This is a genomic window from Propionivibrio pelophilus DSM 12018, assembly GCF_059569095.1.
Map to the genome: position 1 here is coordinate 1 of NZ_JCANUT010000067.1, position 19,743 is coordinate 19,743.

Below are 19,743 nucleotides of genomic sequence, written 5' to 3' on the forward strand. Positions count from 1 at the left end.
GGCATGCAAGCTTCCATGAGCCGCAAGGGCAATTGTTGGGACAACGCGCCGATGGAGAGTTTCTGGGGTTCCCTGAAAAACGAGTTGGTGCATCACAGGCGCTTTACTACGCGCACACAGGCCCGGCAGGAAATCACCGAGTACATTGAAATCTTCTACAACCGAATTCGTAAGCAGGCGAGACTGGGCTATCTGTCGCCGGCACAATTCACCCAGCAATACCATGCAAAACAGATAGCCGCTTAACCCGTTGGACTCTACGGTTGACGACCTACCTCAGGCCGTGCTGGCGTTCTTGGTTGTGGTGAATCCATTGGCATCGCACTGGCCGACGCTATTGGCCACGGTTGGCGTGTTTGGTGCTGTGGTCTTGGCAAACTTCTCGGTTGCGATCTTGCGTGGGCAAGGGCGATTGATGCGTGATGCCTTATGGCAAATCGGCGGCAGGCTGCTGACTGCTTTCTTCGTGATTGTTGCCTTGTGGTTTGGGGCTGGTTCGCCGTGGGCGATATTGGTTGCCCAGTGTGTTGGTACCTTCGTTTTCTTGATCATACTGATGCGGCGCGGCTGGATTGCGCCCAAGCTTCGTGTTCCGCGGGCGGTCTACACGAAGGCGCTGCCTCTGGTTTGGCTTGATCTGGCGACGGTGGTCTATTTTCGAGCAGACATGCTCTTGTTTGAAGTGGCGGATGTGCCAAAGGCGGATATCGGCTCGTACGGTGTGGCCTTTCGGTTGATCGAGGCTTTCCTGTTGTTTGCATCTCCTGTAGGGCTGCTGCTGTTCAGGCGTTTTCGGTTGGATTCCGGTGTTGCCACTGATGCGGTATTGCGGCAGGTGATGCGCTTCGCAGCTTTCGTCGGTACGATCGGTCTCTTGGTGTTTTTTGCTGCTCAACCGTTGGCCGATATCTTTTTCCAGACTGTCTTTGGCAAAGGCTTCGGCTTGTCGGCGGATTGCTTTCGGATACTCAGTCTGATGCTGGTTTTTGCCTTGGCCAATGGTGTGCTCGGTCAGGGGGTTCTGGCCTTGGGATTGGAGCGTTTCTATGCGTGGACGGCGACGGTCGCGGCCATCGTCAATATCTTGGGTAACCTCGTGCTATTGCCTGAATATGGGGTCTGGGCGGCTGCCTGGATGACAGTCATTACCGAGGCAGTGTTGAGTGTTGGTTTGTCAGGGGCATTGTTTGGGGCATGGAAGAAGTGTCGTTATGCGAAATGATGAGCAGGGAGTGAAGCCTTCGGCGTTGCATGTCTATCGGACCTATTTCCCGGATCCGCCGGGTGGGTTGCAGGAGGCCATTCGCCAACTGGCGCTTTCAACCCGAGCGCTCGGGGTTGAAAACACGATCTTCACGCTTTCGCCCAAGCCCGAACCGAAGGAGTTGATCCTGCCGGAGGGGCGGGTGGTCAGGCGGAGGTCGTGGGCGGCGCCGGCATCGTGCGACATCGGGGGTTTTGCGGCGGCCTCGTGCTTTTCGCGCTTGTCGCGTGAAGCGGACGTGATCCACTATCTTTTTCCTTGGCCGTTCGCGGACATTCTCCGTGCGGTGGTTCGTCCCGATCGGCCTGAAGTGCTGACCTACATTTCCGATGTCGTCCGGCAGAAGTGGCTTGGAAAGGCCTATGCGCCGTTGATGTGGCGCACCCTGCGTGCGATGAAGGTCATCGTCGCCAACTGCCCGGCCTATGCGCGGACGAGTCCGGTGCTCTCCGATCCGTCGATTCGTGACAAGGTGCGGGTCATCCCGCTGGGGATCGAAGAGAGTTCCTACCCTAAAAATGGGGATGAAGGAATTTTCGAGCGGATAGGTGTCGATCCGCATGAGCCTTTCTTCCTTTTTGTCGGCGTGCTGCGTTATTACAAAGGCCTCGATTATTTGATTCGTGCGGCGACAAGTGTTGGAGCTCGAATCGTCATTGCCGGCTCAGGCCCGGAGGGAGAGCGCCTGGTCAAACTGCGTGATGAGGTCGGGGCGAAAAATGTCGTGTTCGCGGGGCAGATTTCGGACTTGGAGAAAGTTTCATTGCTCAAGCGCTGTCAGGCGCTGGTGCTTCCATCGCATCGTCGCTCGGAGGCCTACGGGATGGTCCTGGTGGAAGCCGCCATGTTTGGGCGTCCGCTGATTTCGTGCGAAATCGGAACAGGAACGTCGTTCGTGAATGCCCATGAGGAAACGGGCTTTGTTGTTGCCCCGGAAAATCCCGATGCCTTGGTGCGAGCCATGAATGCTTTTCTGGCGGAAGAAAGGCTTGTTGGCGATATGGGATCTGCTGCGCGTCTTCGTTATGAGCGCATGTTCTCTGGCACGGCGTTGGGAAAAGCGTACGCCGACCTGTTTCGGGAGCTTGCGACGTAGTGAAGGTGCTCGGATGCTGCATCAACTCCTTCCCGAAGAAGGCTGTTGTATGCGCACCACCTGTTTATCATTCCGGCGCAGGCGGAATCCAGTATCGGAGAGCAATCGCCGACTGGCCCCGGCCATCGCCGGGGTGACGGATTCAAACATTATCTGGCCGATTCAATAGTTGCAAAGCGCAATAAACGTGATTTCGTAAAGCGCGATAAACGTGTCATCGTTGCTCATTCTTCCTTGATTCCAAGCTCGGAACCAAGTGCCGCCAAGTCGGTGGCTTTTGCCGGGTTATTCTTGCGCCACTCCCGAGCAGCCTCCAACTCAGCTTGAACCGCCGGGTCGAGTAGCCTTTCGTTCATGGGAACAACAACCGCACGTTTCAGCATGATGTCTCCACCCGGAAGTTCTTCCATGATGAAGCCCATGCCCGCCATGGACTTGCCAAGCGAGATTTGGCCGCTCTTTCCAACTGTCTTGATTGTCTGCATCACATTCTCCTTGATCGCGCATGATTGCATGTCTGCATGATGCCCTGACTGTGCCGTGCTGAGGAGGTTCAACATGCGTTGTCGTCGAAGGTGGGCTGAAGTTGTCACGTTTCGAAGAGTTGGTCGTAAACCACCCATGCTGACGCTTGCGTCTTTGGGCCCTCCGGTAGCGAACTGCGTATAATCCCGGATTCTCTTTATTTCCTCCCCAAGCCAGCCATGCAGGAAAAATACCAACCCCAAGAGATCGAGCTCGCCGCCCAGGATCACTGGAAAAAGACCGGCGCCGCGCGTGCCGTCGAAGACCTGAGCAAGCCGAAGTATTACTGCCTGTCGATGTTCCCTTACCCGTCGGGCAAGCTGCACATGGGGCACGTGCGCAACTACACGATCGGGGATGTGCTTTCGCGCTTCCACAAGATGCAGGGCTTCAACGTGATGCAGCCGATGGGCTGGGACGCCTTCGGCATGCCGGCGGAGAATGCGGCGATCCAGAACAACGTGCCACCGGCGCAATGGACGTATTCGAACATCGAGTACATGAAGGGGCAGCTCAACCGCCTCGGATTTGCGCTCGATTGGGAGCGTGAACTGGCGACTTGCAAGCCGGATTACTACCGCTGGGAGCAATGGCTGTTCACACGCCTGTTCGAAAAAGGCTTGGTCTACAAACGCTACGGCACGGTGAACTGGGATCCGATCGACCAGACGGTGCTGGCCAACGAGCAGGTGATCGACGGGCGCGGCTGGCGCTCGGGCGCGCTGATCGAGAAGCGCGAGATCCCGATGTACTACATGAAGATCACCGCCTACGCCGAGGAACTGCTCGCCGATCTCGACCAGCTCGGCGGCTGGCCGGAGCAGGTCAAGCTGATGCAGAAGAACTGGATCGGCAAGAGCGAGGGCGTGCGCTTTGCCTTCCCGTACGAGCTCGACGGCAAGGCCGAGAAGCTGTGGGTATTCACCACCCGCGCCGACACGATCATGGGCGTCACCTTCGTTGCTGTCGCGGCCGAGCATCCGCTGGCGACGTACGCCGCGAAGAACAATCCCGAACTCGCCGCCTTCATCGAGGAATGCAAGCAGGGTGGCGTCGCGGAGGCCGATCTGGCGACGATGGAAAAGAAGGGGATGCCGACCGGCATCTTCGTTACTCACCCGCTGACCGGCGAACAGGTCGAGGTCTGGGTCGGCAACTACGTGCTGATGGGCTACGGCGACGGCGCCGTGATGGCCGTGCCGTCGCATGACGAGCGTGACTTCGCCTTCGCCAAGAAGTACGGCCTGAAGATTGCGCAGGTGATTGGCGAGAAGAACAAGGATGGCAGCGAGAAGCCGTTCTCGACCGACGCCTGGGAAGAGTGGTACGCCACCAAGGACGGCTATTGCGTCAATTCCGGCAAATACACCGGCCTCAGCTACAAGGCCGCCGTTGATGCCATCTCCGCCGACCTCGCCGCCAAAGGCCTCGGCGAGAAGAAGGTGCAGTTCCGCCTGCGCGACTGGGGCATCTCGCGCCAGCGCTACTGGGGCTGTCCGATCCCGATCATCCACTGCGAGAGCTGCGGCGACGTGCCGGTACCCGACGACCAATTGCCGGTCGTGCTGCCCGAGAACGTCACCGTCACCGGCGCCGGCAGCCCGCTGGCCAAGATGCCGGAATTCTACGAATGCACCTGCCCGAAGTGCGGCAAACCGGCGCGGCGCGAGACCGACACGATGGACACCTTCGTCGAGTCGTCGTGGTACTTCCTGCGCTACTGCTGTCCGGACAACGACAAGGCGATGGTCGACGAGCGCGTCGCCTACTGGTGCAAGGGCGGCATCGACCAGTACATCGGCGGCATCGAGCACGCCATCCTGCATCTGCTCTACTCGCGTTTCTGGACCAAGCTGATGCGTGACGTCGGCCTGTTCGGCAACGAGAAGCTGGATGAGCCGTTCGCCAACCTGCTGACGCAGGGCATGGTCGTCGCGCCGACCTTCTATCGCGAAGGCGAAGGCGGCAAGAAGGACTGGATCAACCCGGCCGATGTCGAGTTGCAATGCGACGAGCGCGGTCGTCCGGTCGCTGCCACGCTGCGCGCCGACGGGCAACCGGTACAGATCGGCGGCATCGAGAAGATGTCGAAATCGAAGAACAACGGTGTCGACCCGCAGGCGCTGATCGACCTGTACGGCGCCGATACCGCGCGCCTGTTCATCATGTTCGCCTCGCCGCCCGACCAGTCGCTCGAATGGTCCGATGCCGGCGTCGAAGGCGCCTACCGCTTCCTCAAGCGGGTGTGGCGTCTCGTCTTCGAGCACGTTTCGGCGGGTGTCGTGCCGGCATTCTCCGGTGGCGAACTGACGCCTGAACTGAAGGCGTTCCGCCGCCAGTTGCATCAGACGATCGGCAAGGTCGCTGACGACTACGGCCGCCGCCAGCAGTTCAATACCGCGATCGCCGCGGTCATGGAGTTGCTCAACGCGTATGCCAAGCTGAGCGATGTGTCACCGACCGCGCGTGCGGTTCGTCAGGAGGCGTTGGAGGCCGTGGCGCTGCTGCTGTATCCGATCGTGCCGCATGTTTGCGAGGCGCTTTACGCGGAACTGCATCCGGGTGCCCAGGCGGGTGCACAGGCGTTCCCCAAGGCCGATGCAACTGCTCTGGTGCAGGACGAAATCGAATTGGTGTTGCAGGTCAACGGCAAGCTGCGCGGCAGCCTGCGCGTGCCGACGAGCGCCGACAAGGCCGCGATCGAGGCGGCGGCGCTGGCGAGCGAGGTAGCGCAGAAGCACCTGGAAGGCAAGGCGCCGAAGAAGCTGGTGGTTGTGCCGGGGCGGCTCGTCAATATCGTTGTCTGATCGAGTGAGCGGGAGTCTTTGAATGATCCGGTCGGTACGCGGCGCGCTTCTTGTCTCAACGATCATGATGTTGTCGGCATGCGGCTTCCAGTTGCGGGGAGCGTATTCGCTTCCCTACGAGAGCATCTATTTCGCCACCGGTGACAACGTGGTCGGTGCCGGGATGAAGCGGCAGGTGCGGGCTTCGGGAGTTCAAATTGCTGACTCTGCTGCAGAAGCGCAAGCGACGTTTGTTCCCGCTGGCGAGCTTCGTGACTCCGTGATCGTCTCGCTTTCCAGTTCCGGGCGTGTCCGCGAGAAGCGGTTGCGCCTTCGTTATGCCTACCGGATCGTCGATGCCAAGGGGCGGGATCTGGTGCCGCAAGGCTACGTCGAACTGACGCGGGATGTGACTTACGCCGACTCGGCAACCTTGGCCAAGACGCAGGAAGAAGACCTGCTGTGGCGGGATATGGAAAACGATCTCGTCCAGCAGTTGCTGCGGCGCCTGGCGACCGCCAAGCCGAAGCCGCCGGTTGAAGCGGACCAGGCGGACTGAGCACCATGCAGCTCGGCGGCGAGCAGCTTCTCGCCCATCTGGAAAAAGGGCTGAAGCCAATCTACACGGTGTATGGCGACGAGCCGTTGCTGGTTATCGAAGCGGCGGACGCCATTCGCGCTGCGGCCCGGAAGCAGGGCTTTGCCGAACGCGAAGTGCTGACCGCGATCGCCGGGTTCAACTGGAACGAGCTGCATCACGCGGCGGGCAACATGTCGCTGTTCGGCGGCAGCAAACTGATCGATCTGCGCATTCCCACCGGCAAGCCCGGGCGGGACGGGAGTGCCGCCTTGCAGGACTACTGTGCCCGTCCGTCGCTCGATGCCGTGCTGCTGGTCACTCTGCCGGGTCTAGATTGGGCCGACGAAAAGGCCGCCTGGCTGAAGTCGCTGACGGAGGCAGGGGTGACCGTCAAGTTGACGCCGCCCAATCTGGCGCAACTCCCCGCGTGGATCGCCGGCCGTTTGCGCCGGCAGCAGCAAAGCGCCGACGATGATGGCTTGCGTTTCATTGCCGAGCGGGTGGAGGGCAACCTGCTCGCTGCACATCAGGAAATCCAGAAGCTGGCGCTGCTGTATCCCGCCGGCCGCCTGTCGCTGGAGCAGGTGCGCGATGCAGTGCTGAACGTGGCGCGCTACGATCTCGACGGCTTGCGCGAGGCCTTGTTGTCAGGCGACGTGGTTCGCCTCGCCCGGACACTCGAAGGCTTGCGTCAGGAAGGCGAGGCGCCGCCGCTGGTCCTTTGGGCGATGACCGAGGAGGTGCGGGCATTGGCGCAGGTGAAGAACGGCGTGGCGCGGGGACGGCCTGCCGATGCTTTGCTGAAGGAAGCGCGGGTTTGGGGCCCGCGGCAGTCGCTTTTCAGATCCGCGCTGCAGCGGATCGATGCGGCTCAGGCCAACGCGGCGCTTGCTGCTGCAGCGCGCATCGATCGCCTGGTCAAGGGGATCGGTGGTGGCGATATCTGGGATGAATTCCTGCGCTTGGGGATGCAGCTCTCTGGGCGTTTTTTGGGGCGCTCGGGGAGTCGCTGACGTCTTGGAGATTCGTCATTCCGGCGCAGGCCGGAATCCAAAAGAATCAACGAACTGGATCCCGGCCTTCGCCGGGATGACATGGTTGTCCTTGCGTTTCGGTGTGGATCTACTGGTGGTACAAGTGGTGCTACCATGGCGCAAAGGTAAGGGTAGTAAGGAGGTTGGTCATGCACGCCTATGGGAAAGACCTCAACGCTTGGGCGAATGAGCAGGCGCGGTTGCTTCGCGCGGGGCGTTTCAACCTGCTGGATGTTGAGCACATTGCAGGGGAGATTGAAGACGTGGGAAAAAGTGAACAGCGTGGGCTGGCCAGCCTCCTTCCCTACTGCAACACCCACGTTCCGCCCTTCTTGATCTCGGCGTACATGGCATCCGGGGCCAGATCGAGTTCGCCAGGCCAAGTCACCGCGCCGTGCTCGACGAACACCTGGGCGAAGAGTGCAGGATCTGCAAGGGAAGCAAATACTCCGGCGCCGAGCGAATGAACAAAGGCAGTCAGATCCACCGTTCCCTCTGTGCCGTCCACAAATCGAACATGCAACCGGAAGTCCGGCAGCGCGTCTACGGCTACCACACGCCACGGCATGCGCGGCTGGATAGGCGGTGTTACGGCAAGGGGCGAATTTTGTGGGGCTGCTGATTGCGTGCGCATAGCTCCCAGTCCTCCATAAGTTCGGCGCGATGCTCCTGTGCCCATTCGAGTACCAAGGAAAGGGCTCGCCGAGGCATCTCGCCTTCCAGAATGATGGGCGCGTGGAAAGTCGGCGATTCCTTAGTTTTTCTTCTCTTCTTCGTCCGCGTCCTGATCGTCCGGGGCCAAGTGTTCCCACAGGCAATCATCGCGCCATTCGAACTCGTCATTGAGCCCCTGGCAGCATTTGCTTTGCACCAGGCATTCGCCTTCGCAACTTTCGTCTACGACGACGACGCCCAGTTCAGGGTCGACTTTTCGCTGGCCATCCCAGTAGCTGCAGGTCGCGCAGACCTTGATCTCGGCGGGAAGAATCAGTTTTTTGCTCATATCGGATGCAAGTGAAGAAACTGTGAGCATAGGAGTGCGATTTCCCTCAATGGTTCAATTGTTCAGTTCGGCCCGGTATCGGTGGCTATAATTGCCTTTCGCCCAACGAACGAAACAGGTAGCCATGGATATCCAGCAGTACATGACGACGATCGGCGTACAAGCCCGGGAGGCCTCCCGCCACATCGCCCGCGCCGACACCCGTGCCAAGAACAACGCATTGAACACCCTGGCCAACGCAATAAGGCGCGATTCTAGCGCACTTCTCGAAGCTAATCAGAGGGATCTGGAGGCGGCGCGCGCTGCGGGCCTTGAATCGGCGATGATCGATCGCCTGACGCTGACGGAGAAGAGTGTGGCCGCGATGGCTGACGGCGTCGATCAGGTGGCGACGCTGCCCGATCCGGTGGGTGAAATCACCGATCTCAAGTTCCGTCCGAGTGGCATCCAGGTCGGGCGGATGCGTGTGCCGTTGGGGGTCATCGGGATCATCTACGAAGCGCGCCCCAATGTGACCGCCGACGCGGCGGCGCTGTGCCTGAAATCGGGCAACGCGGCAATTCTGCGCGGCGGCTCCGAGGCGATTCACTGCAATCGGGCGATTGCCGCCCTCGTGCATGAGGCGCTTGCCGCCGTCGGTTTGCCGCCGAATGCTGTGCAGGTGGTGGATACGACCGACCGGGCGGCCGTCGGGCATCTGATTACCATGCGCGAATATGTCGACGTGATCGTGCCGCGCGGCGGCAAGGGGCTGATCGCCCGCCTGCTCGCCGAATCGCGGGTGCCGATGATCCAGCATCTGGACGGCAACTGTCACGTCTATCTGGATGACGAGGCGGATGCGGCGATGTCCGTCCGGATCGTCGAGAACGCCAAGACGCAGCGTTACGGCACCTGCAACACGACCGAATCCTTGCTGGTTGCCCGTTCGCGTGCCGCGGAACTGTTGCCGCCGGTGGCAGCGATGCTCGCCGGCAAGGGGGTGGAGATTCGCGGTTGCGCGGAAACGCGGGCGTGGGTGAAGACGGCCGTCCCGGCAAGCGAAGAGGACTTCGCCACCGAATTCCTGGCGCCGGTCATTTCGGTCAAGGTGGTTTCGGGGCTCGACGAGGCGATCGCGCACATCAACCGCTACGGTTCGCATCACACCGATACGATCGTCACCGAGAACTATAGCAAGGCGCTGCGCTTCCTGCGCGAAGTCGATTCTGCGTCGGTCATGGTCAATGCGTCCACGCGCTTTGCCGATGGCTTCGAATACGGGCTCGGCGCGGAAATCGGAATTTCCACCGACAAGATCCACGCGCGCGGTCCTGTGGGCCTGGAAGGGCTGACCAGCCAGAAATGGGTGGTGCTCGGCACCGGGCAGGTACGTCAATGAGGGACACACTGAAATAGTAGTCACCCCGGCGAAGGCCGGGGCCCAGTTCGTTGAATTTTTTGGATTCCGGCCTTCGCCGGAATGACGAATCTTCAATATAGTCAGCACCTCCTGAGGTGAATCATGGAACAAGTGTTTCAGGCGATTGTTGCCGCCCCCGGGTTTGGCTTGGGGGTGCGTTGCGATGATGACGAGGTCGTGGGGTTGGCATTTCTGCCGCCGTGCCCCGAGGTTGAGCCCAGTAATGCGCTGGCGGCCGAGGTGGTGCGCCAGTTACGGGGCTATCTGGCCGATCCCGGGTTCGCCTTTTCGTTGCCGCTGCGCCCGGCGGGAACGCGCTTTCAGCGTCGTGTCTGGGCGCAGATTGCCGCCATTCCCGGTCGCGAAACCAGGACCTATGGCGATCTCGCGCATCTCCTGAAAACCGCGCCGCGTGCCGTTGGTCAGGCGTGCGGCGCCAATCCGTATCCGGTGGTCGTGCCCTGTCATCGCGTGGTTGCCGCCCATGGCGGGCTGGGGGGGTTCGCCCGGCAGGGCGGCGGTTTTCTGCTCGATGTGAAACGCTGGCTGCTGGCGCATGAACAAGGATGTTAAGGAAACACTGAAATCTCCGTCACCCCGGCGAAGGCCGGGGTCCAGTTCGTCGCATTTTCTGGATTCCGGCCTTCGCCGGAATGACGAACCTCCCAAAAATCAGCGTTTCACTCAGGTTTCTCCCGGCGATCTGGCCGAGATCGACGCCTTTTGCGACGTGCTCTGGCTGGAAGACGGGCTGGCCAAGGCGTCGCTGGCCAGCTACCGCAGCGATCTGCTGCTTCTTTCACGCTGGCTGGCGGAACAACAGTCCGCTTCTCTCCTTGTCGCCGACGATCTGGCGCTGATCGGCTTCGTGGCAATGCTTTCGCAGACGCGGCGGGCGTCGTCGCAGGCGAGGGCGATTTCGTCGTTGCGCCGCTTCTACCGGTATTTGCTGGCGCGCGGCCGGATCGGGCGCGATCCGACCCTGAAAATCGCCATGCCGGTCAAGCCGGCGCGCTTGCCCAAGGTCCTCTCCGAGCGCGACGTGGAGGCGCTGCTGTCGGCGCCTGAAGCCGACACGCCGCTTGGCGTGCGCGACCGGGCGATGCTGGAAACGCTGTACGCTACGGGCTTGCGCGTTTCCGAACTGGTGGGCCTGAAGTTGCACGAAGTCAGCTTCGACATGGGCGTTGTGCGGGTGTTCGGCAAGGGCAGCAAGGAGCGCCTGGTGCCGCTCGGCGAACAGGCCATCGACCGCCTGCGCGACTACCTCGGCGAGGCACGCCATGAACTCCTGGGCGGGCGGCAGAGCGACGACCTGTTCGTCACGGCGCGCGGGGCGGCGATGACGCGGCAGGCCTTCTGGCAGCTCGTCAAGCGCTATGCGCTGGTCGCCGGAATCCCGCCGGCGCGGCTGTCGCCGCACGTTCTGCGCCACGCTTTTGCCACGCATCTGCTCAATCACGGCGCCGACCTGCGCGTCGTCCAGCTGCTGCTCGGCCATTCGGATATCTCGACGACGCAGATCTATACGCACATCGCCCGCGAGCGATTGAAAACACTGCACGCGAAGCACCACCCGCGCGGCTGAAGCGGTCGGCGTCCTGCTATGCTTCAGGAGACGTTGAAATATTCGTCACCGGCGGAGGCCGGGGTCCAGCTCGTTGAATTTTCTGGATTCCGGTTTTCGCCGGAATGACGAATCTTTTGGCCTTTCTCAACCGTTTTCGGAGAAGAAAAGTGAAATCGGAGCACGCGCCCGAAACCCCGGCGACGAAATTCCTGCGCCAGCACGGGATCGCCCATTCCAGCCATCTCTACGACTATGAGGAGCATGGCGGCACGCGGGTGTCGTCGCGCGAACTCAATGTCGACGAGCATGCCGTGGTGAAAACGCTGATCATGGAGGACGAGTCGGCGAAGCCGTTGATCGTCCTGATGCATGGCGATTGCAAGGTTTCAACCAAGGAGCTGGCCCGGCAGATCGGCTGCAAGCGGGTCGATCCGTGCAAGCCGGAGGTCGCCAACCGGCACACCGGCTTTCTGGTCGGCGGCACCAGCCCGTTCGGCACGAAGAGAAAAATGCCGGTCTATATCGAGAAAACGATCCTTGATCTGCCGCTGATTTACATCAACGGGGGGCGGCGTGGCTTCCTTGTCGGCGTCCATCCGCACGACCTGATGAGTGCGCTGGCGCCGAAAGTCGTCGAGGTGGCGCTCAAATAGTTTCGCTGGGCCGGCTTCGTTCGATGACCACGCCGGCGCGGCGGACGCCGCGCATCACGCCGATCTTGGCGATGGTGATGCGTACCCAGATGGCGCCGAAGTCGTCGAGAATGACGCTGGCGACGTGCTCGGCCAGCTTCTCGAGCAGGTGGAAGTGCTGGTGCGCGACGTCGGCGCGCAGCCGTTCGACCACGGCGGCGTAGTCGATGGTGTCGCGGATGTCGTCACTGCTGCCGGCGTTCAGCGTCGACGTGCCGATCTGCAGCGAAATCTCGATGGTTTGCGGCACGACCTGTTCGCGCGGATAAATCCCGATCAGGGTCGGAAGGCGGAGTTCGTCGATGAAGATGATGTCCATGTGGGCGCCGGGCGGGTCGGTGTAAAATCGCGCCGCGGTGCGGCAGGGACGGCACCGAGCGAGTGCGCATTCTACCTCAGCCCTTTCCTACAAAAATCAGGACCTCTTATGCCCGATTTCGTGATTGTCTTGCTGGCGGCTCTGGCCGCGTATCTGTTGGGTTCGGTTCCTTTTGCCGTGGTTTGCAGCCGGATCTTCGGTCTCGCCGACCCGCGCAGCTACGGCTCGAAGAATCCCGGGGCGACCAACGTCCTGCGCAGCGGCAACAAGGCGGCGGCGGCTCTGACGTTGCTCGGCGACATGGCCAAGGGCTGGTTGGCGGTGTTTCTGGCGCAGACGTTCGGGCCGAAGTTCGGCTTCTCGGACGGGCTGGTTGGCGCGGTGGCGCTGGCGGTTTTCTTCGGTCACCTGTACCCGGTGTTCCTCCGCTTCAAGGGCGGCAAGGGCGTGGCGACGGCTGCGGGCGTCCTTTTGGCGCTCGATCCCTTGCTCGGATTGGTCACGCTGGGAATCTGGCTGGCGATTGCCTTCGTCCTGCGCTATTCGTCGCTGGCGGCGTTGGTTGCGGCTGCAGCGGCGCCGGTCATCGCCTTCTTTTTGTGGGGGACTGGCACCTTGCTGCTGGTTGTCGGAATCGTCGCCTGTGCCTTGATCGTCAAGCACTGGGCCAATCTGCAGCGCCTGATGGCCGGCGCGGAACCGAAAATCGGCGCCAGGAAAAAGGCTTGAATCGCACAGGCCTTTTGGAATCCGTCATTCCGGACTTGATCCGGAATCCAGTGGTGCTCCCATGGATCCCGGCCTTCGCCGGAATGATGCGGCTATTCGAAACTTTCGAAACTATTCGCCGAGTTCGCTGAGCGGCCAGCGCGGCCGGACGGCGAAGGCGCCGGGCGGCTTGATTGACAGCCCGGCCTGGAAGCGCAGCGCTCCGGCGAGCGCGATCATCGCCCCGTTGTCGGTACAGAATTCGAATTCCGGGTAATACACGGCGATCCTGGCCTTCATTGCGCGTGCGTCCAGCTGGCGGCGCAGTTCCCGGTTGGCGCCGACGCCGCCGGCCACGACCAGCTGGGTCAGGCCGCAATTTTTCAGCGCGCGCATCGATTTCTTCACCAGCACTTCGACGATCGCGTCCTGGAAGCCACGCGCGATGTCGGCGCGCTGCTGCTCATCCGGTTCGCCGATTTCGCGGACATGGGTGAGGACCGCAGTCTTCAGGCCGCTGAAACTGAAATCGAGGTCGCCGGAATGGAGCATCGGCCGGGGAAACTTGCAGATGTCCGGGCGGCCTGTCTCCGCCAACGCGGAGAGCGCCGGACCGCCGGGGTAGGGGAGTCCGAGCAGCTTGGCGGTCTTGTCGAACGCTTCGCCGGCTGCGTCGTCGAGCGTTTCGCCGAGTAGTTGGTAGCGGCCGACGCCGTCGACGCGCATCAACTGGCTGTGTCCGCCGGAGACGAGCAGCGCGACGAAAGGGAAGGTCGGCGGCTGCCGCGAAAGCAGCGGGGAGAGCAGGTGGCCTTCAAGGTGATGGACGGGGACGGTCGGGATGTCCAGCGACGCGGCGAGTCCCTCGGCGAAGGCGGCGCCGACCAGCAGCGCACCCGCGAGCCCAGGGCCCTGTGTGTAGGCAATCGCATCGACGGCGTCGAGCGAACGTCCGCTCTCGGCAAGAACCCGCCGCAGCAGCGGGACGGTGCGCCGGATGTGGTCGCGCGAGGCCAGCTCGGGAACGACGCCGCCGTAGGCCTGGTGCATCGCGATCTGCGAGTGCAGACTGTGCCCGACGAGGCCGTTGTCCGTGTCGTAGAGGGCGACGCCGGTTTCGTCGCAGGAGGATTCGATGCCGAGGATGAGCATGGCCGCGATTTTACCCGAGCGGTAACGGGGTCTTGAAGAATGTGCGGAAAAAATACCGGAACCCTCTTGGTGTTTTCTCCGGTCTTTGGTTATAATGCTTGGCTCAGTTGTTGTCCGTCGAACATTGAACTTAGGATCGATTTAATGCCTGCTATTCGCGTCAAGGAAAACGAGCCGTTCGAAGTAGCCATTCGCCGTTTCAAGCGTACCGTGGAAAAGACCGGTCTGCTGACCGAGCTGCGTGCCCGCGAGTTTTACGAAAAGCCCACCGCCGAGCGCAAGCGCAAGCTCGCTGCTGCCGTCAAGCGCCATCACAAGCGCATGCGCAGCCAGACGCTGCCCCCGAAGCTCTACTGATATCGGATTACGGATCACTGAGCAGCCGCCTGTCTTGAGACGGGCGGCTTTTCGCGTTTGGGCGTGTGTGTCTGTCGGGCCCGTTGCAAATTGGGCTGGCGAATTTTGCGTGGAGTGCTGATATGACCCTGAAGGAACGTATCAACGAGGACATGAAGGCCGCCATGCGGGCGCGGGAGTCAGCCAGGCTCGCCGCGATCCGGCTGCTGCTTGCGGCGATCAAGCAAAAAGAGGTTGATGAGCGGGTGCAACTGGATGATGCGGCGGTGATTGCGGTCATCGACAAGATGCTCAAGCAGCGCCGTGACTCGATCACCCAGTACCAGGCGGCGGGGCGTCAGGATCTGGTCGATGCCGAGCAGTTCGAGGTCAGTGTGCTGCAGGCCTACATGCCGGCTTCGCTCTCGGCAGACGAGATTGCCGCTGCGGTCGCGACGGCTGTCGCCGAAACCGGTGCGGTCGGGCCGGGCGACATGGGCAAGGTGATGGGCGTGTTGAAGCCGCGACTGGCCGGTCGTGCGGACATGACCGAGGTGTCGAAGCAGGTCAAGGCGGCATTGGCGAAGTGATCGGCGCTGCCGATGCGCGGGATTTCGCTCCCGATCATGCGTGTGACTTCCTTCGTGCTTGAGACGTGATTCCTGAGTCGTTCATCCAGGAGTTGCTGCATCGGGTCGATATCGTCGACCTGATCGACGCGCATGTGCCATTGCGCAAGGCCGGCGCGAATTATGCTGCCTGTTGTCCCTTCCATAACGAGAAGACGCCGTCCTTTACCGTCAGTCCGACCAAGCAGTTCTATCACTGCTTCGGTTGTGGTGCTCACGGCTCGGCGATTGGTTTTCTCATGGAGTATTCCGGCCTCGGCTTCGTCGACGCGATCAAGGACCTGGCGGCGCGGGTCGGCATGCAGGTGCCGGACGATGGCGTGCGGCCTCACGACGGGCTGCGGCTGCCGGCGCTGAACGAGCTGATGGCGCGTGCTTCGCGGTACTACTACGAGCAGCTGAAGCGGTCGGAAAAGGCGATTGCCTATCTCAAGCAGCGCGGGGTCAGCGGCGAGGTGGCACAACGCTTCGGCATCGGCTATGCGCCGGATGGCTGGCAGAACCTGGCCGCGGTTTTCGACGACTATTCAGCCAGCGGTCTGCAACAGGCCGGACTGGTCATTCGGAACGAGCAAGGGCGGCTGTACGACCGCTTTCGTGACCGGGTGATGTTTCCGATCGTCAACCCCAAGGGCGACGTCATCGCCTTTGGTGGGCGGGTCCTTGGCGCGGGTGAGCCCAAATACCTCAATTCACCGGAAACGCCGCTGTTCGAAAAGGGGCGTGAACTTTTCGGTCTGCCGCAGGCGCGGCAAGCCTTGCGCGAAAAAAACACTGCCGTCGTCGTTGAAGGCTATATGGATGTCGTCGCCCTGGCGCAGCACGGGGTGGGCAATGCGGTGGCAACGCTGGGAACGGCGACGACGGGTACGCACGTGCAAAAGCTCCTGCGCCAGGTCGATCGCGTCGTCTTCTGCTTCGACGGCGACGCGGCGGGTCGCAAGGCCGCTTGGCGTGCCCTGGAAAACTGTCTGGAGTCGCTGCCCGAGCAGAAGAGTGTGACGTTCGCGTTCCTGCCGGAGCCAGAGGATCCCGACAGCTACGTGCGTGCGCACGGAACGGCGGCGTTCGAGCGTTTGCTGGCCGAGGCCATGCCGCTCTCGGAGTTCATGCTCAAAGAGCTTGCCTCGCGTTGCGACATGACCAGCGCCGAAGGGCGGGCCCGGCTCGTCGCCGAGGCCAAACCACTGCTGGCGCGCTTGCAAACGCCGCTGCTGCGTCTACAGTTGGTCAAGAGGTTGGCCGAGGCCAGCGGTTTTTCGCAGCAGGAGGTCGAACAGTTGTGCGATCTCAAACCGGTGGCCAGGCCGTCGCCGGCCAAGGCATCGCGGCCGGCACCGTCGCTGTTTCGGCCGTTGTTGCGGCTGCTGTTGCAGAAGCCGGAGTTGGCGCGGAGGTTGCCTTTGGAGGCGCTCCCCAATGATTCGAGCGAGGCGCGGGCAGTGATGAATTTGTGCAAGGTGATCCTGTCCATGGAAAACCCGGCGCCCGGCTATGCCGCGCTGCTCGAAAGGCTTCGCGGCGGCGAGGACGAGGCGGTGCTACGGGAAGCGGCGGCCGAACTAATGCAGCAACCTTTTGCCGAAGGCGACGTGGACGAGGAGTTCGACGGTGCGGTTGTCCGTCTCGTCGAGGGACAGAAAAAGCGTGCGTTTGCCCGCTTGCAGGAGAAGGTGGGGCGGCTCGGCGTCGCAGGGTTGTCGAGCGAGGAAAAGCAGGAATACCTGCAGGCGCTGGGGATGCGCAGGTGAGTCATTGGGTGCGGTAAGTTGTGATAAAATCTAGGGTTTTTCCAGTGGGACGCTAACCGGGAACAGGTCATGGCAAGGGAAAAGGCAGCAAGCAATAAATCGGCGAAGGTCAAGGCCGCCGAGATTCTGGCGCAGGTCGGCTCGCAGCCGTCGCCAGCCGACGAGGAAGCGCGCAAGACGCAGCTCAAGACACTGATCAAGCTGGGCAAGGAGCGTGGGTTCCTGACCTATTCGGAGGTCAACGACCATCTGCCGGATGATGTGGTCGATGCCGAGCAGATCGAGAGCATCATCAGCACCTTCAACGACATGGGGATCCAGGTCTACGACGTGGCCCCGGATGCCGAGCAGTTGCTCATGTCGGAGTCCTCGCCGGCGGTCGCTGCCGATGATGCCGATGTCGAAGAGCAGGCCGAGCAGGCGCTGTCGACCGTCGATTCCGAATTCGGGCGTACGACCGACCCGGTGCGCATGTACATGCGCGAGATGGGCTCGGTGGAACTGCTCACCCGCGAAGGCGAGATCGAGATCGCCAAGCGGATCGAGGATGGCCTCAAGCACATGATCCAGGCGATCTCCGCCTGTCCGTCGACCATCGCCGAAATTCTCGATTGCGCCGAGAAAATCGCCAATGACGAGATGCGCATCGATGAATTGATCGATGGACTGATCGATCCGAATGCTGCGGAAGAGGCAGTCGAAGAACTCGCCGAAGATGAAGAGAGCGATGTCGAAGACGAGGACGACGAGGACGACGGAGATGCCGGGGAAGGCGCCGCGTCGGCATCGCTGATCAAGCTCAAGGAAGATGGCCTGGCCAAGTTGGCGGTGATCAGGTCACTGCATGCGAAAGCGCATGCTGCGCTTGTCAAGAAAGGTTCGCAAGACAAGGCCTACCTGAAGGCCCAGGAAAAAATCTCGGAAGAGATGATGGGGATCCGCTTCACCTCCAAGATGATCGAGCGTCTGTGCGACTCGGTGCGGAGCATGGTCGAGGAGGCGCGGCAGTGTGAGCGGAAGATCCAGCGCATCTGCGTGGACAAGGTACGCATGCCGCGGCCGCACTTCATCAAGGTTTTTCCAGGCAACGAACTCAACCTCGAGTGGGCGGATCAGGAGATCGAGGCCGCTTCAGGCAAGAGCTACGCGGCTATTCTCACGCGCAACGCGCCGAACATCCAGGAAGAGCAGAAGAAGTTGCTGGCCCTGCAGGATCGCATCGGCATTCCGCTGAAGGAGCTGAAGGACATCAACAAGCAGATGTCGACCGGCGAAGCCAAGGCCCGCCGCGCCAAGCGTGAAATGACCGAAGCGAACCTTCGCCTCGTGATCTCCATCGCCAAGAAATACACCAACCGCGGATTGCAGTTCCTCGACCTGATTCAGGAAGGCAACATCGGCCTGATGAAAGCGGTGGACAAGTTCGAATACCGCCGCGGCTACAAGTTCTCGACCTACGCCACGTGGTGGATCCGGCAGGCCATCACCCGCTCGATCGCTGACCAGGCGCGTACCATCCGCATTCCGGTGCACATGATCGAAACGATCAACAAGATGAACCGCATCTCCCGCCAGATCCTGCAGGAGACCGGGGTCGAGGCCGATCCGGCGACGCTGGCCAAGAAGATGGACATGCCGGAAGAAAAAATCCGCAAGATCCTCAAGATCAGCAAGGAACCGATCTCGATGGAAACCCCGATCGGCGATGACGACGATTCGCATCTGGGCGACTTCATCGAGGATTCGGCAACGCTGGCGCCGACCGACGCTGCGCTGTTCTCCAGCCTGCGCCTGATCACCAAGGACGTGCTCGACACGCTGACTCCGCGCGAGGCCAAGGTGTTGCGCATGCGCTTCGGTATCGAAATGAACACCGACCACACCCTGGAAGAGGTCGGGAAGCAGTTCGACGTGACGCGCGAGCGCATTCGCCAGATCGAGGCCAAGGCGCTCCGGAAGTTGCGTCATCCGTCGCGTTCGGACAAACTGCGCAGCTTCCTCGACAGCAATAGCAGCAGCTAACCTGTTTTCGGGCCTGTAGCTCAGTTGGTTAGAGCAGAGGACTCATAATACATGGCGCAGGATGTTGGAAAAGCAGTAAAACCGCAATAGAATCAACGCGTTACACGGCTGGCGGCGCACCATGCAAAGCCACCATGTAACGGGTAAGTAACAGAAGCAAAGTTTCGGGCCGCTAGCTCATGCTTGGTTAGAGCAGCAGACTCATAATCTGTTGGTGCTGTGTTCGACTCACAGGCGGCCCACCAAAACGAAGCCCCAGCCCTCACCGGCTGGGGTTTTCGTTACTGCACCCCGTAACGCCCACGGCTACCGGCCACACTGCGCCAGCTACAGGCCTCGCAGTACCCTAGCCAATACCAGTGCGGCACCCTGCCAGTGATCGCCGCCTGTGCCGCCCGCTACGCTGCCCAGTTCGCCGAGGCCGTACAGGCCGCGTTCGATTAGTCCTCGTCGTACCGCTATTGATCGTTCTGATCGTCTAATACCTTGGCCTATAGCCCGATTGCTGCCGATGATTTGTCATGCCAAAAACAAACCCGCCGAAGTCATGCGACTATTGCTCCGGCCCGATGAAGTATTAAGCGGCATACTTGACGCGCCGGTCTTGGAAGTAACGGATGACGCGCTCGGGGTTTTGCTCCAGCTTCATCATGTGCGAGCTGGCGGCCTCCCGTAGTTTCGCTTTGGTACGTACGGGAACCCGCTTGCCCATTTCTTGTTTGAGATCTGCGTTGAGACGTTCCTCTGGGTTGAGCTGAGGGCTATAGCTCGGGAGGTAGAACAGTTCGATTTGATCTGCTCGCTCGGCGACCCAAGCCTTCACGAGCTTGCTGTGATGTACGCGCAGATTATCCAGAATCAGGAATACTTTTCG

22 protein-coding genes, 1 tRNA gene and 1 pseudogene are annotated in these 19,743 nt (G+C 61.2%); 17 read left to right on the top strand and 7 right to left on the bottom strand.

Translation table 11 applies throughout. The features are described 5' to 3' along the window. From BO74_RS18490 to BO74_RS18500, 3 genes are all read left to right on the top strand, one after another. The coding region (locus tag BO74_RS18490) for an IS3 family transposase (protein WP_496444470.1) at nucleotides 1-246 on the top strand (246 nt) is incomplete at its 5' end. Between the two features lie 37 nt (nucleotides 247-283). After that, nucleotides 284-1,222, top strand: coding sequence for an MATE family efflux transporter (locus tag BO74_RS18495; RefSeq protein WP_496444472.1), 939 nt, complete (start codon nucleotides 284-286; stop codon nucleotides 1,220-1,222). Continuing rightward, the gene (locus BO74_RS18500; protein ID WP_496444474.1) at nucleotides 1,212-2,360 is read left to right on the top strand and encodes a glycosyltransferase; all 1,149 of its coding nucleotides are present in this window, start codon (nucleotides 1,212-1,214) and stop codon (nucleotides 2,358-2,360) included. The genes BO74_RS18495 and BO74_RS18500 overlap by 11 nt, the downstream gene beginning before the upstream one ends. A gap of 224 nt (nucleotides 2,361-2,584) precedes the next feature. On the opposite strand, the gene BO74_RS18505 is transcribed toward BO74_RS18500, so the two are convergent. Beyond that, nucleotides 2,585-2,845: a hypothetical protein gene (locus tag BO74_RS18505; RefSeq protein ID WP_496444476.1), complete on the bottom strand. Its 261-nt coding sequence runs from the start codon at nucleotides 2,843-2,845 to the stop codon at nucleotides 2,585-2,587. Between the two features lie 219 nt (nucleotides 2,846-3,064). Here BO74_RS18505 and leuS point away from each other — a divergent pair, with 219 nt between their 5' ends. The 4 genes and pseudogenes from leuS to BO74_RS18525 form a co-directional block, all read left to right on the top strand. Beyond that, nucleotides 3,065-5,692 carry a leucine--tRNA ligase gene (gene leuS / locus BO74_RS18510; protein WP_496444478.1) on the top strand — a complete coding sequence of 876 codons (2,628 nt, stop codon included), beginning with the start codon at nucleotides 3,065-3,067 and terminating at the stop codon, nucleotides 5,690-5,692. Nucleotides 5,693-5,714: 22 nt separating this feature from the next. Continuing rightward, complete coding sequence (locus BO74_RS18515; RefSeq protein WP_496444480.1) at nucleotides 5,715-6,230, top strand: LPS-assembly lipoprotein LptE; 516 nt, start codon at nucleotides 5,715-5,717, stop codon at nucleotides 6,228-6,230. Nucleotides 6,231-6,235: 5 nt separating this feature from the next. Beyond that, nucleotides 6,236-7,264: a DNA polymerase III subunit delta gene (gene holA, locus BO74_RS18520; RefSeq protein WP_496444482.1), complete on the top strand. Its 1,029-nt coding sequence runs from the start codon at nucleotides 6,236-6,238 to the stop codon at nucleotides 7,262-7,264. Nucleotides 7,265-7,434: 170 nt separating this feature from the next. Then, nucleotides 7,435-7,545, top strand: a pseudogene (locus tag BO74_RS18525) (DUF29 family protein); the annotation flags it as partial. Between the two features lie 44 nt (nucleotides 7,546-7,589). On the opposite strand, the gene BO74_RS18530 reads toward BO74_RS18525, so the two are convergent. Genes BO74_RS18530 through BO74_RS18540 form a run of 3 tightly spaced genes read right to left on the bottom strand, consistent with a single transcriptional unit; the run spans nucleotide 7,590 to nucleotide 8,288 of the window. After that, nucleotides 7,590-7,964 (bottom strand): DUF2442 domain-containing protein, encoded by a 375-nt coding sequence (locus BO74_RS18530; protein ID WP_496444484.1) that lies wholly within the window; start codon nucleotides 7,962-7,964, stop codon nucleotides 7,590-7,592. Beyond that, nucleotides 7,874-8,128 (bottom strand): DUF4160 domain-containing protein, encoded by a 255-nt coding sequence (locus BO74_RS18535; protein WP_496444486.1) that lies wholly within the window; start codon nucleotides 8,126-8,128, stop codon nucleotides 7,874-7,876. Before BO74_RS18535 ends, BO74_RS18530 begins: the two co-directional genes overlap by 91 nt. Then, entirely contained in the window at nucleotides 8,040-8,288 is a 249-nt protein-coding gene (locus BO74_RS18540) for a hypothetical protein (protein ID WP_496444488.1), read from the bottom strand. Before BO74_RS18540 ends, BO74_RS18535 begins: the two co-directional genes overlap by 89 nt. Nucleotides 8,289-8,412: 124 nt before the next feature. Here BO74_RS18540 and BO74_RS18545 point away from each other — a divergent pair, with 124 nt between their 5' ends. From BO74_RS18545 to ybaK, 4 genes are all read left to right on the top strand, one after another. Continuing rightward, the gene (locus BO74_RS18545) at nucleotides 8,413-9,669 is read left to right on the top strand and encodes a glutamate-5-semialdehyde dehydrogenase (protein ID WP_496444490.1); all 1,257 of its coding nucleotides are present in this window, start codon (nucleotides 8,413-8,415) and stop codon (nucleotides 9,667-9,669) included. Nucleotides 9,670-9,792: 123 nt separating this feature from the next. Further along, nucleotides 9,793-10,263 carry a methylated-DNA--[protein]-cysteine S-methyltransferase gene (locus BO74_RS18550; protein ID WP_496444492.1) on the top strand — a complete coding sequence of 157 codons (471 nt, stop codon included), beginning with the start codon at nucleotides 9,793-9,795 and terminating at the stop codon, nucleotides 10,261-10,263. Further along, nucleotides 10,247-11,278: a site-specific tyrosine recombinase XerD gene (xerD, locus tag BO74_RS18555; protein ID WP_496444494.1), complete on the top strand. Its 1,032-nt coding sequence runs from the start codon at nucleotides 10,247-10,249 to the stop codon at nucleotides 11,276-11,278. The genes BO74_RS18550 and xerD overlap by 17 nt, the downstream gene beginning before the upstream one ends. A gap of 149 nt (nucleotides 11,279-11,427) precedes the next feature. Then, a complete protein-coding gene (gene ybaK, locus BO74_RS18560) occupies nucleotides 11,428-11,913 on the top strand; it encodes a Cys-tRNA(Pro) deacylase (RefSeq protein ID WP_496444496.1) in 486 nt (161 codons plus the stop codon). Here ybaK and BO74_RS18565 read toward each other — a convergent pair. Next, nucleotides 11,906-12,271 carry a dihydroneopterin aldolase gene (locus tag BO74_RS18565; RefSeq protein ID WP_496444498.1) on the bottom strand — a complete coding sequence of 122 codons (366 nt, stop codon included), beginning with the start codon at nucleotides 12,269-12,271 and terminating at the stop codon, nucleotides 11,906-11,908. The genes ybaK and BO74_RS18565 overlap by 8 nt on opposite strands. A 108-nt stretch (nucleotides 12,272-12,379) precedes the next feature. Between BO74_RS18565 and plsY the strand changes: the two genes are divergently transcribed. Beyond that, on the top strand, nucleotides 12,380-13,000 hold the full coding sequence (gene plsY, locus BO74_RS18570) for a glycerol-3-phosphate 1-O-acyltransferase PlsY (RefSeq protein ID WP_496444500.1): 621 nt from the start codon (nucleotides 12,380-12,382) through the stop codon (nucleotides 12,998-13,000). 111 nt (nucleotides 13,001-13,111) lie between these two features. Here plsY and tsaD read toward each other — a convergent pair whose 3' ends face one another. Then, complete coding sequence (tsaD, locus tag BO74_RS18575) at nucleotides 13,112-14,131, bottom strand: tRNA (adenosine(37)-N6)-threonylcarbamoyltransferase complex transferase subunit TsaD (RefSeq protein ID WP_496444502.1); 1,020 nt, start codon at nucleotides 14,129-14,131, stop codon at nucleotides 13,112-13,114. 144 nt (nucleotides 14,132-14,275) lie between these two features. Here tsaD and rpsU point away from each other — a divergent pair, with 144 nt between their 5' ends. From rpsU to BO74_RS18600, 5 genes are all read left to right on the top strand, one after another. After that, a complete protein-coding gene (gene rpsU / locus BO74_RS18580) occupies nucleotides 14,276-14,488 on the top strand; it encodes a 30S ribosomal protein S21 (protein ID WP_012807257.1) in 213 nt (70 codons plus the stop codon). Between the two features lie 122 nt (nucleotides 14,489-14,610). After that, on the top strand, nucleotides 14,611-15,057 hold the full coding sequence (locus BO74_RS18585) for a GatB/YqeY domain-containing protein (protein ID WP_496444505.1): 447 nt from the start codon (nucleotides 14,611-14,613) through the stop codon (nucleotides 15,055-15,057). A gap of 65 nt (nucleotides 15,058-15,122) precedes the next feature. Next, nucleotides 15,123-16,847 carry a DNA primase gene (gene dnaG, locus BO74_RS18590; protein WP_496444507.1) on the top strand — a complete coding sequence of 575 codons (1,725 nt, stop codon included), beginning with the start codon at nucleotides 15,123-15,125 and terminating at the stop codon, nucleotides 16,845-16,847. 69 nt (nucleotides 16,848-16,916) lie between these two features. Next, entirely contained in the window at nucleotides 16,917-18,869 is a 1,953-nt protein-coding gene (gene rpoD, locus BO74_RS18595) for an RNA polymerase sigma factor RpoD (RefSeq protein WP_496444509.1), read from the top strand. 166 nt (nucleotides 18,870-19,035) lie between these two features. After that, nucleotides 19,036-19,114, top strand: a tRNA-Ile gene (locus BO74_RS18600). 332 nt (nucleotides 19,115-19,446) lie between these two features. On the opposite strand, the gene BO74_RS18605 is transcribed toward BO74_RS18600, so the two are convergent. After that, nucleotides 19,447-19,743: transposase (locus BO74_RS18605; protein WP_496444511.1), on the bottom strand; the 297-nt coding region annotated here is incomplete at its 5' end.

Bases quoted from the DNA above. Each gene is read 5' to 3' on its own strand.
- BO74_RS18535 (WP_496444486.1), bottom strand. From the start codon at position 8,128: ATGACGAGTTCGAATGGCGCGATGATTGCCTGTGGGAACACTTGGCCC.
- BO74_RS18515 (WP_496444480.1), top strand. From the start codon at position 5,715: ATGATCCGGTCGGTACGCGGCGCGCTTCTTGTCTCAACGATCATGATG.
- BO74_RS18550 (WP_496444492.1), top strand. From the start codon at position 9,793: ATGGAACAAGTGTTTCAGGCGATTGTTGCCGCCCCCGGGTTTGGCTTG.
- plsY (WP_496444500.1), top strand. From the start codon at position 12,380: ATGCCCGATTTCGTGATTGTCTTGCTGGCGGCTCTGGCCGCGTATCTG.
- BO74_RS18585 (WP_496444505.1), top strand. From the start codon at position 14,611: ATGACCCTGAAGGAACGTATCAACGAGGACATGAAGGCCGCCATGCGG.
- BO74_RS18505 (WP_496444476.1), bottom strand. From the start codon at position 2,845: ATGCAGACAATCAAGACAGTTGGAAAGAGCGGCCAAATCTCGCTTGGC.
- BO74_RS18540 (WP_496444488.1), bottom strand. From the start codon at position 8,288: ATGAGCAAAAAACTGATTCTTCCCGCCGAGATCAAGGTCTGCGCGACC.
- leuS (WP_496444478.1), top strand. From the start codon at position 3,065: ATGCAGGAAAAATACCAACCCCAAGAGATCGAGCTCGCCGCCCAGGAT.
- tsaD (WP_496444502.1), bottom strand. From the start codon at position 14,131: ATGCTCATCCTCGGCATCGAATCCTCCTGCGACGAAACCGGCGTCGCC.
- rpoD (WP_496444509.1), top strand. From the start codon at position 16,917: ATGGCAAGGGAAAAGGCAGCAAGCAATAAATCGGCGAAGGTCAAGGCC.
- rpsU (WP_012807257.1), top strand. From the start codon at position 14,276: ATGCCTGCTATTCGCGTCAAGGAAAACGAGCCGTTCGAAGTAGCCATT.
- BO74_RS18545 (WP_496444490.1), top strand. From the start codon at position 8,413: ATGGATATCCAGCAGTACATGACGACGATCGGCGTACAAGCCCGGGAG.
- xerD (WP_496444494.1), top strand. From the start codon at position 10,247: ATGAACAAGGATGTTAAGGAAACACTGAAATCTCCGTCACCCCGGCGA.
- BO74_RS18530 (WP_496444484.1), bottom strand. From the start codon at position 7,964: ATGGGCACAGGAGCATCGCGCCGAACTTATGGAGGACTGGGAGCTATG.
- holA (WP_496444482.1), top strand. From the start codon at position 6,236: ATGCAGCTCGGCGGCGAGCAGCTTCTCGCCCATCTGGAAAAAGGGCTG.
- BO74_RS18500 (WP_496444474.1), top strand. From the start codon at position 1,212: ATGCGAAATGATGAGCAGGGAGTGAAGCCTTCGGCGTTGCATGTCTAT.
- BO74_RS18565 (WP_496444498.1), bottom strand. From the start codon at position 12,271: ATGGACATCATCTTCATCGACGAACTCCGCCTTCCGACCCTGATCGGG.